This window comes from Mesobacillus jeotgali (assembly GCF_014856545.2).
Classification (GTDB): Bacteria; Bacillota; Bacilli; order Bacillales; family Cytobacillaceae; genus Mesobacillus.
Genome location: NZ_CP109811.1, coordinates 2,064,801 through 2,079,708, shown reverse-complemented (window position 1 = coordinate 2,079,708; position 14,908 = coordinate 2,064,801). Strand labels below are relative to the sequence as shown.

Genomic DNA, 14,908 nt, shown 5'->3' with positions numbered 1-14,908 from the left:
TTACTGTGCGTTTTCTGATATAAAATTTTCTTGCGCCAGATTACTTTGGCATTTTTCGCACGAATAACGACCCTGTAAGACTGTTTCCCTTGCCTTTCATTTTCGCCTATTTCTGCTTACCTAGCTGTGCAAACTTCCTTTTAACCATTGACGTGGTCGATATGAGCCGATTGGTATCTGGATTAAGCTAGTTTTTCCTTTCATTCGATAAAGATCGTCGGCCTTGCTAGCATCGAACCCAAGAAGGGGATGGCCCCCTAATCCAAGTGCAGATGCTGCTAAAAGTAAACTTTGAACGAGCATTCCTGCTTCCATTTGTAGTATTCGATAACCTCTGTACCCTAATTCTTCTCGTAAAAATTCCTTATTGCCTGCGACATGCAGGCAAATTGGTACTTGCTGCAGGTTTACATTATCAATCGACAACATTGTTTGTAAACGCAGACGTTGGTCCCCTTGCTGGATTTCTTGTAATCTATGTTCTGCATGGTTGTAGTAGTAGGCTCCATTTGTGATGCCTTCTACATTATAGAAACAGCCATAGATTGAAACCCTTGGCTCCTGGCTGGAGTGAATTTCGTCCAAATCATTCCGGTAGGCAACAGCCGACATTGATTCCTTCAACAAGGAGGCCAGCTGCTGCTGACTCACCCTGGACAAAACAAAGTCCATCTCTGGAGAAGAACGTTTTTTGCTTACCTCTGCCAAATCAAACGCTAATGATTCCGTATGCGGGAGAGTGATCTGCACACTTTCTTTAACTTCACAAGGCGGGTTACATACCCCGTTAAACGACTCGGTCGACTCTAGTTTTGAGGCTTCATTCAATGCTATTAATTTCGGAAACTCCAAAACTTTTTTCGACCTTTCATAACTCTTAAATAGAACCGGTTTCAGTTCCCTTTTCAATTCATCAGACGTTATGTTATAGCGTGAAGCTGCTCCGTTTGCAGACCAGTTGGTCATTTCCACTGACAGCGGAATAATTGAATACACACTCTCCTCCTGCTCACATAAGCCGAGAAGATAATTGATTGCCGAATCCAGATACTGAAAGTAAACACCAGAAGCGAAGCCAAAACGTTTTGCTGTTGCCAGAAGCTGCCCCATCAGTACCCCAGCATCTAATCCTTGCAGCCGGTAGGAGAAATTATTGTATTTAAAGAAGTTTTTCCAAAACATTGTAGAAACGAATGCAGTCCCAAAACAGGAAGAGATATCGCAACGGTCACCAAGAGCAGAAGCAATATAGGAATCGAAGTTTCCAGCCCGCAGCAAAACAAGGCGATGATGAGCCGGGTCATAATGGTAGATCCCGTCAGGCAGATCCTCTAGCTTTAAATAAAGATAAAGTTCGTTAGGATAAAGGCCCCCGCCGGAAGGAGCATGCCTCCTAAAGGTATGGACTGGATCAACCTCATCTGAAAAATGCGACTCGCTTACTTGCGTTATTCCATAAACATACCAGAGGAAATGTCCGATTTCCTTGATACCCGGTGTGGCTGGTTGCCTGTTTTCTGCCAGGGACAAAGGCACCTCCCCTGACAGAGGCACTACTGGCAATCCTCGATACAGTTTATAGGGTAGTGGAGCGTCTTCCCAGTTAGGTTCCCAGTTTTCCTGATTGGCACGTTCTATATTAAACTGAAGATCGATTAAAAATTGCTCAAGATTCATTCTGCTGCCTCCTAAGGGAACGGATGCGGGAAGTGATTTAGTTCTTCAAATGACAACGGTTTATTGAAATAACCAAGCTTCATTGGGACGTGGAGCACCCGGTCAAGCCCTTTGAGGCGAGTCAGATGGTGCCCAAAGGTCATTGGCAGCATCCCCGGTATCAATACTTTCACACAATAAAGACCATTTTTCCTTATTTCGGGAGGAGTCTGGTCGACAACGATAACATTGAGGCCCAACCGGCGGAATTCCATGAGAATACCCTTTAGATCCTCCGTCAGGTCAGCATGACGTGAGCCCTTTTGAAAAGCGGCTTGAAAACTCTGTAATGGCCGGTCATCTTCGAGCAGGAAGCCTAAACGGTCCTCTGCCTGCGGTAATCCATATAGCATTCCATGATCATCCATTTCCCGCACTAGTGAATCATCATCAAGCATTTGCAAGTATTTCTCCTTGTTTCCTTCCAATTTCCCATCTAGATTCAGCATCATGCCGGCGAGCTCCTGAACAGCACTTTTCGCTGCCTTGACCGGATCAAGGTGGGCCCCTGCCGCACAAATAATATTTAATCCTTTATCCTTTCTGTTTTTCGCCAGAGCCCATACACTTGGAATTCCATGCTCCATGGTGGCATTATATAAATACAGATCATAGCCAGCTACAGCCCTCATCCGCTCCGCCATCAATAGCAGTTCTTCATCATCGGCAGATTGAAGATCAAGGCGAGGCAGTTTCAGTTTTGAGTACCATGACAAAAGGAAGGAATCCCGCTCCACCACTTCCATGATTCCGTAGAAAATCGCCTCTTCCCTGCTTCCGCCAAGCGCGCAGCCATTGGACGTTTCATAGACAAATCCGGCTGAACCGCAACCCAGACTATAATAGGATAGAAGCTCTGGCACGAGAATCGGGCGCTCTTCGATCAGAGAGTAACCCCAAACCCAATCCATTGGCCGTTCAGGGTCGAATTTTTGAAATGGAAAACCGGGCTTTTCATATTCTTCATCAGCATGGACACCTACTTCTACTGGGTTCAATGCCTGCTCTTCCAAGTTCCGGTAACTATCATGGATGACAGTCCGCTTTCCGCGGGGCTGAAGTCCACAGTGGCGCTCAAGTCCTTCCAGTATGGCAGTCAATTCGCTTTCTGCGTAGCATTGTGTCCTGCCGGCTGTGCCTTCGTTGCCGCCAGTAATCATTGGCAGATTGACGCTCGCATCTGCGAAAGGGGTGACCAAATCGTACATTTTACTGTTTAAAAGCCCTGTCCGATTGTCAAAATAATCGGCAACGAGCACTTCCTTCATCTTATCCAGCGGTGTACATCGATAGCTGCCGGCACTGATCTTCGGACTTGGATTTAATGCGATTTTTGCAAGCGAAGCTGAATCGTCTGGAATGGTACTGCATACCTGGCACAGGGAATCCGCCAGGAACGAATGCCAGGATCCATTCAATGTTTTAAGTCGGTAAAATACATCTGTCCTGCCGAAAGGCCCTTCTTGCCCGCTAGAACCTTATCCGCTTCAGTTACAATTAAATGAACCAAATGCAGAAGTCCATTTTTCGATGCCCATGAATCCGAAGGTGTTTCTTTTTCGGCTTCCAGCTTTCGCTTCACCTTTCGCATTTCGCTTCGCTCCTGGCCCCCTAGCAGCTTCCTCAGGTCAGCACATTGCAAACATCCAGGTTTGCCTGGCCTGACGAGCGGCCCAATGATTCCCTCCCCAAACGAAACAAAGGCCCGGAGCCAGGGACTGCCAGTCAGTTTTACCGCTTCTTCAGCTTTTTGATGCGCTATGGGGTTCCAATAATCATGAAGGACAAGCATCAACTCTGAATTCTCGGGCAGTCCATTCTCAAAATCAATCCTTCTGAACACTTGATAGCGTGATGATAATTCCTCAGCAACACAATCAGCCAGCCAACCTTCTCCTATAATGACTACGAAGGAACTCAACTTGATCCCTCCCCTCGCAGCAATACACCATATACTCCATCTAGTTGTTGTTTGAAAATCGGTTCAATGCTTAATTCATAAACGAACATTTTGGTTCTGTTCTGTTTAAGAACCTCAATGGCTGCCTGCAGGATTTCACACTGAAACCTTCCAGTATATTCTGGAATTTCCAAGCTTTGTTTACCTATTTCAGAAAAATAAACCTCTGAATCCTGCAGAACTTGAGACCCATCCCCAGCTGACTCATTTTGAAAATCGGATAAAGCAATCTGCAAAGCGCTTCTTAATGCCAAAGTTGCATTCAGACCAGCACTTCCATACCAGCCTCTCTTTGTTCCGATCCAGACAACAGGGAAGCCACGAATTTCCTTTCCAATCCCTGCTAGGGGTGCTCCCTGTATCGTAGTGAGAGCCTTTATATAAAAAGCACAACGTTGGTCTTCAATCGGCTCGAGGTCGACAAGGGAAATCGACTCTTTTTCACTGAGCTTTCGATGATCCAGTTCTTTGGAGAGACATTTTTGCAGACCTCGCCCAACAGCTTCCGCAAAAGTTTCACCGGCACCAACACCCAGAATGCCGCGGTTTTCAATGATTTCTGCAAGGCGGGCAGTATATGATTCAATCCCCGTCAACGCCGCCTCCATTCTCGCTTCTTCATGTGTGAACCCTGTACAAACCCTTGCTGTCAGTAATTCAGACGGCCCATCTGACAGCGGATCGACTGCCTGAACCCTGCATTGTGCCAATGGAAGCTGCTTAAGATCCCCCTCTTCCCACTCATGTAAAATTCCCGTCTCCTTTGAAGTAAATAGACTGAAATACTGCAAAAATTTTTCTGGTTCAGCTTTTCTGAGGTCCTGACCGAGCCGCTCTTCAATGTCTTCTACCTCTGCGGATGAGAAAATTCCAGTTACTAAGGGATGTGGTGAAACCAAATGCCAGCTTCCCTCAAGAGTGTCTAGATTGAGCAAATAAATCCGGTTTCTTTGATCAGCTTTCGTGATACCTGCGAGTTCTTTATATAATTCAAATGTAATAACATTAGCCAGCAAAGCTCCAGAGGTCAAAGATGCAGGAGAGTCGCTCTGCTCTTTTACGAAAACAGAAGAATGCAATCGCCGCCACGCCGACTCCCAACAAAGCTCTGAATCTGGAATAAACGATGGACCCGCTATGCCTGTTTGTTTGAACAGGATGGCAGGAATGAAGGTTTTCCTTTCCTCCCTGCAGATTGATTGCAAAACCTTCAATTCCTCCACATTGCCATTTTGTGAAATGTACAGGACCGAGTCGAAAGGCCTCAGCAGCTCGCTCCAGTTCCCATTCATATTATAAAATTCCTTGTACTCCACCTCCGAATCTGTTTTACGTGCATGATTCACGAGCTCTGCCAATCTTTTTCTATTCGTCCGGCTTTCATCTGTAATAGCGACATTCACTTTCTCCAGACCGGATTCAAGCAAAGTCGATACGAGTGAATTCAACATGGGACCAGAGCCGATGGCCAGTACCTTTGCCTTGCGGAATGACTGGAACCTTGATGCACCTGAACCAGCCAAATTATCGACAAACTCTATTTGCGAAGCGAATTTTTTCAGGACTTGCTCAGATAATTGATGCGGTTCATCCTGGCTCACGTCCCGGACAAAACCATTCTCAAAAAGAGCCTCAGCAATTTGATAAACACGCTCCCTGTATGGTTCAGGCAGGCCATCCGTCAATTTTCCCAGCGAATACTCCCCGTTAAACATTGGCAAAAGCTTTTCAACCCATTGGTCAATACCATTCCCTTCAAGACGGAATGAACATGAATTATTCCTTAAATAAACTCCCCGGTTCGGTTCTGCGAGATAAAACGTATCTCTTTTCACCTTCAATATCATAGAAGGTTCCAACTTCACCATCTCACTCCTCCTCAGGCATTAAAGCCTTTACTCTGCTTCATTGACTGTCATTATCATCGTATGTAGCGCAATTTGTCCCTTATGTCTCGGAATGAAATAAGAAAAGCCCCTGCAAAGAATTACCGCAGGGGCTGAATTCTGGATTAATTAACTTAACCACGATGGCAGCGGCCACAACCGCCACAGCGTCCGCACCCGCCGCAATGAGCACATCTTCCACAGCCGCCACATCCACCGCAGCGGAAACACCCGCCGCACCCAAAGCAGCTAAAGAAGCAAGAAAAACCGAAACAACCGCCAAAGCCACCCAGTCCTAAAAAAATACGTTCATCCCCTGAATGGTACTGGTTTTGATCCCAGCTAACCGGCTGAGTTGCCTGGAAATCACCAACATTCAGCATTTGCAGTTCATTTTGAAAATTATTCATCATTTGTTTACCTCCTCGAAAAATTGACAGGGCTCCAACTAAGCAAGAAACCAAGTGAGCAATATGCAAATATTTCTGTATATAAGGATAAGACACCAATTAATAAGGATACTCTTTAACAATTTATGTAGACGAAGTGGGCATTGTCACATATGCAAAAGCCTATTTTTGGGTGTTGAGGATTTTCTAAATGAAACTGAACATATTCTAATGCCAAAAATCTTAACTGTTTCAGCCTTTAATCAAGGGCAGAAGCAGGAAAACAAATGCGTACCTTTAAAATGAAATAATTGAGGTTCTAAAACCCAAAATCTTTCATGATGCCCGAAGAATGCTGTCCTTTTAAAAATTCTGCAACTTCCTACGCAAAGTTGTACAATGAACATGTAAAGTAGATTTTTCTGGAGGGAAAAGCATTGAGAAACCATGAAATTGATTATAAGATTTATGGCGATGACATGCAGTTTGTAGAGGTTGAACTGGATCCGAATGAAACGGTTGTAGCTGAGGCTGGCAGTCTGATGATGATGGACCAGCAAATTGAAATGGAGACGATTTTTGGCGATGGCTCCGGTAGTGGCGGCGGCTTGGTTGGCAAACTGTTTGGTGCAGGAAAGCGGTTGTTGACGGGCGAGAGCCTTTTCATGACAACATTCACGAACATTGGCCACGATAAGAAGCATGTATCATTCGCGTCACCCTACCCTGGTAAAATCATTCCGATGAATCTAAGCCAGAATGGCGGCAAGATCATTTGCCAAAAAGACGCTTTCCTTGCTGCGGCTAAAGGAGTTTCTGTCGGGGTTGAATTCCAAAGGAAGCTTGGAGCAGGTTTTTTCGGCGGAGAAGGCTTCATCATGCAGAAGCTTGAAGGAGACGGAATGGCATTTGTCCATGCGGGCGGAACGATACATAAGAGAGAGCTTCAGCCAGGAGAAGTCATTAAAGTCGACACCGGCTGCCTTGTTGCAATGACGAGCAATGTGAATTACGACATCGAAATGGTAAAAGGAATTAAAACTGCACTATTTGGCGGAGAAGGGCTTTTCTTTGCAACACTCAGAGGACCAGGTACTGTTTGGATTCAATCACTTCCATTCAGCCGCCTTGCCAGCAGAGTTTTCGCCGCGGCTCCACAAGCTGGAGGCCAGAACAAAGGTGAAGGCAGCGTCCTTGGCGGAGTCTTCAGAATGCTTGATGGCGAATAGAGAATACAAAAAGGGATGGTTTCCGAATCGGAACCATCCTTTTCCATTGATAAAAACGATATTGTGTTCGGGTAATACTCTGGAACGAAGCAGCCTAAAAATAGTTTTGCAGTGCGCTGATTCTACTATTTTCATCTTTTGACATCCTTTTCAGCTAGCCATTTTCTAATTAGCAGCTTCCCCTTTCAAAGGAATATAACCAACCTCCTCAATCAGCTTCTGCCCCTCGGGTCCCTGCATCCATTCCAGCATCGGTTGCACCGATTTTTTCCGGTTATCCTTTACTGTAATTGCATACAGGTTGACGACAAATGGATATTTACCTGACTCGATATTTTCTGGTGATGGTTCAACTCCATCCAGTGAAACCAGCTTGATTTTTGCATTCGGATTCATGCCAGTTGTGAAAAAGCGGAATGAGTAACCAAGGGAGTTATTGTAGTTACGGTAGCTGGCAACCTCCTCCATCAAATCGCCCATTCCCGCCACTTCTTCTTTCAAAGCGGGCATCAACGGGGTGTCACCCATGAATTTTTCCATGATCGTCTGGCTGCCAGAGTCTGCCGGCCGCTGGAAAGCCATAATCCTGTTTTCCTTTCCACCCACTTCACTCCAATTGTTTATTTTACCTGAGTAAATCGATTTAATTTCCTCTGAATTCAGGTTGTCAACTGGATTTTTTTCATTTACGAAAAACACAAATGCTTCCTTCCCAATTGGAGTGAGGACGAGCTCCTTCCCCTTACTCTCTGCCAGGCTTTGTTGCGAAGCCGAGGGCTGGGCACCGAAAAATATATCTACTTCACCTGATACAAGTCTCTCAAAGGCATAGAGCGTATTCGTAAAACTAACGACCTCTTCACCAGTCGGAAGCGTGTTGTTACTTCTTATCTCTTTATATGTCGCGTTTGCGAAGGCCGCATATACTGGATAAGCTGCCTCTGCTCCATCCAAAATTGGCATTTCACTTTGAGTTTCCACACTAAAACTTGCCGGGCCTTCCAGCTTTGGTAATTTATTATTTGGGTTCGTCACATAGTATGGTTCAAGGTCAACACTCGAGAAGCCATTGCCATAATCAAATCCATATGAAGGTGGAAGAACATGCTTGCTCCGCTCAATATAGATTGTTCCAATCACAGCCAAGAGCAGCACAATGATACCGACGCCTGCGATCAGATTTCCCTTTTTTATAATGACTTTCTTCTGGGTTTTCCGTTCAGAAGCGAAAAAGCCGATCAAAAAGAATAAATAATAAGAAAACGGCACAGCGAAGGTAAGAATGAATTCACCCATCAATGCTGAAATAAAAGAATTCGGTAAAAAAGGGAATAGCGCGAATACGAAGATTCCCCAAACCTGGTGCCCGAAAAAGCCTTTAGAAATAATCATCCCTATGGCAGCAAGAAGTACCGTCAGTAAAAGAGGTGCAAAAACCGGAAGATATCGCCCATAAAACGAGGCAGCCCTTGGCCTTTTCCCAAAACGGTACCCTATAATAAGAGCCAGAATCGAGATGGTCAATACCATAATAGGCGGCCCATAATTCTCAATCGCTAAAACTGCAATCCCTAACAATGATAGAAAGAGAGGCATAAATATTAAGTAAATAATTAAAAAACCGGCATCCTTCTTCAAAATGAAGACCCCCAGTAACTAGTTTAATATAGTGTAATTTTACACTATATGAATATTTTAGTAAATATGTAATTTTAGAAGTAAACATAAAACTTGGAAGTAAATGGATTGGGAGCGACAATTAATTCTATTGGTGACCTAATTATCCAGTTTTTGAGAAAACAGGGCACCAATAACCTCTCTTGGTGTCCAAAATTTACAGTTTTTGAGAAAATAGGGCACCAATGAACCCTATTGGTGACCTAATTATCCAGTTTTCGAGAAAACAGGGCACCAATAACGATTAAGTCCGTATAATTGTGTAAAAAGAAAGAGTCATTTTATTCACTCTTGGCAACACTGTTTTCAACCACGATAAACAAGTGAAAAGAGGAATATAAATGACTCAAGTACAGTTTAACCTGAATGTTGATGTTTTAAAAGAAGCCATTGTAAATTCCAACCTTGATATGGTCATTAAATCAGCCGTTGTGTTGGTATTAAATGAGTTTATGGAAAAGGAAAGAGACGACTATTTAAAGGCTGCCCCTTATGAACGTGCTGTCGAACGCCGTGACTACCGGAACGGTTACTATGAACGAGAACTGTTGATGAGTATCGGAAATATAGCCCTAAAGGTTCCACGGACGCGTAATGGCGAATTCTCAACCACCGTTTTCGAAAAGTATGCCCGGTGTGATCAGGCCCTGGTCCTTTCCATGTTGGAGATGGTTGTCAATGGTGTTTCGACGCGGAAAGTGACCAACATCGTGGAACAACTCTGTGGTAAGAATGTGTCCAAGTCCTTTGTTTCATCCCTTACACAGAAGCTTGATCCTATTGTGAATGAATGGGCTGGACGACCATTAAATACTACCTACTACCCTTACGTTTTCGCAGATGCCATGTATATAAAGGTGCGTGAGCACAATCGAGTCGTATCTAAAGCTGTTTATATTACGACAGCCATTACAGAGAATCATACACGTGAAATCCTTGGCCTAAGTGTTGACCATGCGGAAAGTTTTGAAAGCTGGAGCCGTTTTTTCCAACAGCTTAAATCACGCGGCCTCCAATCACCCAAACTTATAATTTCAGATGCCCACCAAGGACTGCAGAAAGCCATCCAACGTGAATTTATAGGCGCTGCCTGGCAAAGATGCAATGTCCATTTCAAACGAAATATCATTGAAAAGTTGCCCAAAAAGGATTCAGCTGAAATCCGCATGATGATAAAGCGAGTATTTGAAGCAGTTACGATTGATGACGTACGCCGGTTCAAAGATGAATTGATGAACCGTTTTAGTAATGAGGCAAGGTTTGGAAAAGCGCTTGCCATCTTGGATGAAGGTTTCGAAGATACCATACAATATATGAATTTTCCTGAAAACATTCGTATCCATATCCGAAGCACCAACTCATTGGAACGGCTGAACCAGGAGGTTCGCAGGAGGGAAAGAGTGATCCGTATTTTCCCTAATTCCCAATCTGCGTACCGTTTGGTTGGTGCCGTTCTGATGCATTACCATGTGTCAGACTACACAAAGAGGAAATCTTTAATGGGTCGGGTATATTAGCGCATTTTCAGCTCCACTTCCATCATGGATGATTACATCTCCGGGAAGGGATATCAAATTGAAAACCATTTGACATCCCTACCCGGAGATGAAGAAAAGAAACCATGGAAGCTTCGCAAAAAAATGAAAGGGTTTGGTTGAGAACATTTGCCGTTGATTTTACACAATAACCAGGACTTGACTCCAATAACCTCTCTTGGTGTCCAAAATTTACAGTTTTTGAGAAAACAGGGCACCAATGAGCCCTATTGGTGACCTAATTATCCAGTTTTTGAGAAAATAGGTCACCAATGAACCCTATTGGTGACCTAAATTTACAGTTTTTGAGAAAACAGGGCACCAATGAACCCTATTGGTGACCTAATTATCCAGTTTTTGAGAAAACAGAGCACCAATAACTTCTATTGGTGACCTAATTATCCGTTTTAAAAAATCAGGGCATCATTGTAAATAATTGGTAGCGTGAAGTAGTTTCCCTCAACATAAATATATAAAAGAGGAACCGTATTAAATACAGTTCCGCCCCCATCATCAAGCCGTTTTATTTAAAATAAAATCCTTCCTCCGATAGACACTTAATACTACTCCCATAATAAATGCGTTGAAGACCATCGGGACGAATCCATAACTGATGAATGGCAGAGACATGGACGTCAGTGGGAGCAGGCCAATCAGCATTCCGATGTTATAGATGAATTGGACAAGGAACAATGTCACCCCGCCAACAAGCAACAGGTTTGCAAACCGGGAGTTAATTTGAAAAGAAATCATTATAATCCTGGCTGCAAATAATGATAGGATCACGAATAGTCCAATCGCAAATAGATACCCGTAGTGATAAGTCAGATTGACGAAGGCATAATCCGTATGTTCGAATGGCAACGCATTACTTTTGGCAGCAGGACCGAACCAGCCGGAAGAAGCTAAGCGTTCTTTCAGCTGCAGGTAGTTATATCCCCATGTGGATGGATATTTTTCCGGATTGAGGAACCCTAATATTCTGGCAAACTGATATTCTGCAGCAGTAAACCAACCAAGTGTGCCATAAGCGGCAGCACCAAAGCCTGAAGCGATCGTAATGATCATTGCCGTTTTCCTGCTAATTGCACTCCACCACATCATCACAAATACCATTACGATATAAATGAAACTTACTGCCATGTTTGGTACGGCCAAAAATAGCATCAGCGGTAATGCGAATAAAATGAAGTACTGCCAAAGTTTTATTTTTGAGTTATTGAAAAATGACCCCCATCCCAGGAATAAAAATGGCAAAGCGAAATAGCTTTCGATTTGGAATGGGCCAATCTGAAAGTATGGAGCTCCGTTCAGGATTCTGTTTGGAAAGTTGATCAACATGAAAAGAAAGAACACTCCAACTGAGTAAAAAGCCCAACCTTTTCCTTCAAACTTCCGATAATCGATAAACATCATGATCACCGCCAACAATACACCAAGGAAGACATGAATGGCTTTCTTAGCCATAAAATTGCCCCCTAACTCATCTCCCAATGTAAGCAGGGGCAGGAAACTCAGCGCCATGGTAATAGCCAGCAAGCTAATCAGCCACCAGTCAATCCTCGGTTTATGAAGTTTATTCAACTCGTGTCCAAGCTTGGCCGGACTTCCCATTTGGCTTACTGCCTTTTCCTCCGCCGCCTCCTCACTCATGCCTTTCCCGATCCATTCCTTCTTCACCTGATTTAGGTGAAATTCCAATTCCGAGGCTACAAACTTTTTCGCTTCCTTTGAACGGATATGTGTCGTTACTTCACTTAAAAAAAGATTCCATTTATTACTCATAGCACGGTCACTCCTCTAGCAATCCTTTTATGGCGATTGTACCGGAGACGGTGTTCTTCTCCAGCCTGCGGGCATATTTTCTCCCTTTATCGGTAATCTGATAGTATTTCGCTCCTTCTTCATTCCAACAGGATCCAATCAGACGTTTCTGTTCAAGCGTGTGCAGCATAGTGTACAAAGAACCCTCATTGTCCTCGAATTTTTTGAGACCCCTTGACCTTAGCAGCCCGGTTAATTCATAGCCTGTTTTTTCATGTAAAAGAAGCTGCAGGATGGCCAACGTGATTAAATCATCATTCTCATCTGGCATATTTATTTGTTTGTGAATTTCTTTCCTCATCTTTTCTGAAAAATTGAGTTCTTTAAATGCGGACTTCTCCATAGATTTTCGGAGTTTACTTAGCCGGTCTTCCATTTATATTTCCTCCAATCTTTCCTTCAGAAGTTCTTTTGCTCGCTTTAGCCGCGTCTTGATGGTGTTTTCTTTTGACTCTGTCACGACAGCTATTTCCTTGATCGACATCTCCTCAAAATAGAAAAGATAAATCACTTCCCGATAATGAACCGGCAACTCCATGACGGCCGATGCCAGCTGCCCGTCTTCTTCGTCCTGGATCACCGTTTGCTCAACACTTTCACTTTGGATTGAATCATAAATGGGCTGGTAATCGGTTGTAAAGACATTCTTGTTGTACCAGCTTTTTAAGTAATCCTTGCAGTGATTGGAAGCGATTCTCCAAAGCCAGGTCCGAAACTTTGATTTACCGCTATATGTATGAAGCGATCGATAACATTTCACGAAAATCTCCTGAGTCAGATCCTCAGCGATTTGTTTATTTTTCACATATGAAAAAGCGAGTTGCAGAATCTCTTGACCATACCTTGTCATGATTTCATCAATTGCTTCTGCGGCATTCTCGCTTACATTGATGCCAATTGTAATATCATCCACAACTGTTCCCCCTTCATAGTTTATAGACGACGCACCCTTGAAAAAAGTTTGGGTTTAGTTAAATAGGGATAAAAGTTCTATTTTTTAAAAATTGAGAATAATATTCGACCGTCTTCACTTTCGTCTAGTAAAATAGAAGATGGATGTCAATCGTATTCACTTATTATACAAAATAATTTTAGGGAGGCTTTTAAATGATTAAAGAAGAATGTCAACAAGCCTATGCCCCAGATATAAATAGTTTTCATGATATAAGCTTAGCACTAATACACGCTAAAGATTTTATCTCCAGTCATTCCCTTGATGGAAGCTTCCAATATGTAGCACCTTCTTGTGAAAATCTTGGCTACACACCTTCCGAGCTGCACGGAAAATCCATTTTCAATTTTTGCCATCCATTGGACCAAGAAAAGTTAGAAAAGTATTTTTCTAACTTTCATCCCGGAGAAATTCCGTTCCGGTTCAGAAGAAAAGAAGGCGATTATATATGGCTGGAATCCAGCAGCACGAAGGTGAATGAAGACCACTCTGAGATAGTGCTGATTTCAAGAGATGTTACACATCGTGTTAATCAGGCGGAAAAAATAAAAGAAAATCAGAGGAGAGATCGGCTGTTCCTCGAACATTCCAAGGATACAATGGGGATTATCACAAAATACGGAGTGTGGACATACATTAATGAGCAAGGAAAAAAATTAATGGGCGCAACCAGTTTCGAAGAGATCATTGGTACATCTTTGTATGACTATATTAATCCACAGGACTATAAGCTCCTGAAACAAAGTCTGGATTCAAGAGACTCTAGTGATTTTGAAATCAGTTTAATTCGAAAAGATCATGATACGAAGAGGGCTGAGGTACAGCTGATTCCAACAGTCTTCAAGAACAGAGACGTCTCACTTATCATCATCAAGGATATAACAGAGCAGCGGAAAACTGAGGATCAGCTGCAGGTGGCTGAAAAACTTTCTGTCATTGGCCAAATGGCAGCCGGAATCGCTCATGAAATCAGGAATCCATTGACTGCCATAAAAGGCTTCACCCAACTTTTAAGTGAACATCCAGCTGAAGAAGCGGAAGATTATGCTGAGATTATTCTTGATGAGTTGGCACGAATTGAATCTATAGTAGGAGACTTACTGGTCCTTGCTAAGCCTCAGGCATCCAATCTATCAAACGTAGACTTGATTTCCCTTGTGAATGGTGTTGTAAATCTACTTAATCCACAGGCAACACTATCAGATGCCTTCATTAAGGTTAAAACTGATACACCTAATTTATACATAGAATGTGAGCCTGATAAAATAAAGCAGGTGTTGATCAATTTAATCCAAAATTCGATTGAGGCAATGGCTGACGGTGGAGAAATCATCGTTGCCATCTCACAGGACACCGATCTTGCTTCAATCCAGGTAATTGACCAGGGCGCCGGAATTCCCGAAGACCGGCTAAATAAACTAGGTGAACCCTTCTATAGTACAAAGGAAAAAGGAACAGGACTCGGCTTGATGATTTGCCAGAAAATCATTAAAAACCATGGCGGCAAAATCAATTTCACCAGCATCGTTGATGAAGGCACTACCGTTACGCTGACATTGCCTTTACATGAGCCATCTAATATCCAGGACGAGTCTTCAGAAGCACACATGCAAAATAATTATGGCTAATTACGTAAACTTTTTTGCTTTCTCAACCTGTTTTTTCTGAAGATTCCACTTTAAGAGAACTGAAGGTGCAAGTACGAAAAACAACAATCAAACAAACTGAGAACAGCCTTAA

At 43.2% G+C, this 14,908-nt stretch carries 10 protein-coding genes and 1 pseudogene; 3 read left to right on the top strand and 8 right to left on the bottom strand.

Translation table 11 applies throughout. From position 1 onward, the window contains the following. Positions 1–120 precede the first annotated feature (120 nt). From FOF60_RS10400 to FOF60_RS10385, 4 genes and pseudogenes are all read right to left on the bottom strand, one after another. Positions 121–1,677, bottom strand: coding sequence for a SagB family peptide dehydrogenase (locus FOF60_RS10400; RefSeq protein ID WP_192472399.1), 1,557 nt, complete (start codon positions 1,675–1,677; stop codon positions 121–123). A gap of 11 nt (positions 1,678–1,688) precedes the next feature. Next, positions 1,689–3,637 (bottom strand): annotated as a pseudogene (locus FOF60_RS10395) (TOMM precursor leader peptide-binding protein). Then, a complete protein-coding gene (locus FOF60_RS10390; protein WP_192472398.1) occupies positions 3,634–5,544 on the bottom strand; it encodes a putative thiazole-containing bacteriocin maturation protein in 1,911 nt (636 codons plus the stop codon). The pseudogene FOF60_RS10395 and the gene FOF60_RS10390 overlap by 4 nt, the downstream one beginning before the upstream one ends. Positions 5,545–5,696: 152 nt before the next feature. Beyond that, on the bottom strand, positions 5,697–5,945 hold the full coding sequence (locus tag FOF60_RS10385) for a heterocycloanthracin/sonorensin family bacteriocin (protein WP_319801582.1): 249 nt from the start codon (positions 5,943–5,945) through the stop codon (positions 5,697–5,699). A gap of 443 nt (positions 5,946–6,388) precedes the next feature. Here FOF60_RS10385 and FOF60_RS10380 point away from each other — a divergent pair, with 443 nt between their 5' ends. After that, positions 6,389–7,180, top strand: coding sequence for a TIGR00266 family protein (locus tag FOF60_RS10380; protein ID WP_192472397.1), 792 nt, complete (start codon positions 6,389–6,391; stop codon positions 7,178–7,180). Between the two features lie 165 nt (positions 7,181–7,345). Here FOF60_RS10380 and FOF60_RS10375 read toward each other — a convergent pair whose 3' ends face one another. Then, entirely contained in the window at positions 7,346–8,818 is a 1,473-nt protein-coding gene (locus tag FOF60_RS10375; RefSeq protein ID WP_192472396.1) for a substrate-binding domain-containing protein, read from the bottom strand. 380 nt (positions 8,819–9,198) lie between these two features. On the opposite strand from FOF60_RS10375, the gene FOF60_RS10370 reads away from it, so the two are divergent. Beyond that, positions 9,199–10,374, top strand: coding sequence for an IS256 family transposase (locus FOF60_RS10370; protein ID WP_192469760.1), 1,176 nt, complete (start codon positions 9,199–9,201; stop codon positions 10,372–10,374). A gap of 531 nt (positions 10,375–10,905) precedes the next feature. Here FOF60_RS10370 and FOF60_RS10365 read toward each other — a convergent pair. The 3 genes from FOF60_RS10365 to FOF60_RS10355 are packed head-to-tail and all read right to left on the bottom strand — an operon-like array spanning position 10,906 to position 13,129. Then, complete coding sequence (locus tag FOF60_RS10365; RefSeq protein ID WP_192473786.1) at positions 10,906–12,177, bottom strand: FtsW/RodA/SpoVE family cell cycle protein; 1,272 nt, start codon at positions 12,175–12,177, stop codon at positions 10,906–10,908. A 7-nt stretch (positions 12,178–12,184) separates the two neighbouring features. Beyond that, a complete protein-coding gene (locus FOF60_RS10360) occupies positions 12,185–12,592 on the bottom strand; it encodes a PadR family transcriptional regulator (protein ID WP_192473787.1) in 408 nt (135 codons plus the stop codon). Further along, a complete protein-coding gene (locus FOF60_RS10355; RefSeq protein ID WP_192473788.1) occupies positions 12,593–13,129 on the bottom strand; it encodes a sigma-70 family RNA polymerase sigma factor in 537 nt (178 codons plus the stop codon). Positions 13,130–13,323: 194 nt separating this feature from the next. Between FOF60_RS10355 and FOF60_RS10350 the strand changes: the two genes are divergently transcribed. Continuing rightward, entirely contained in the window at positions 13,324–14,796 is a 1,473-nt protein-coding gene (locus tag FOF60_RS10350; RefSeq protein WP_192473789.1) for an ATP-binding protein, read from the top strand. The last annotated feature ends 112 nt before the right edge of the window (positions 14,797–14,908 follow it).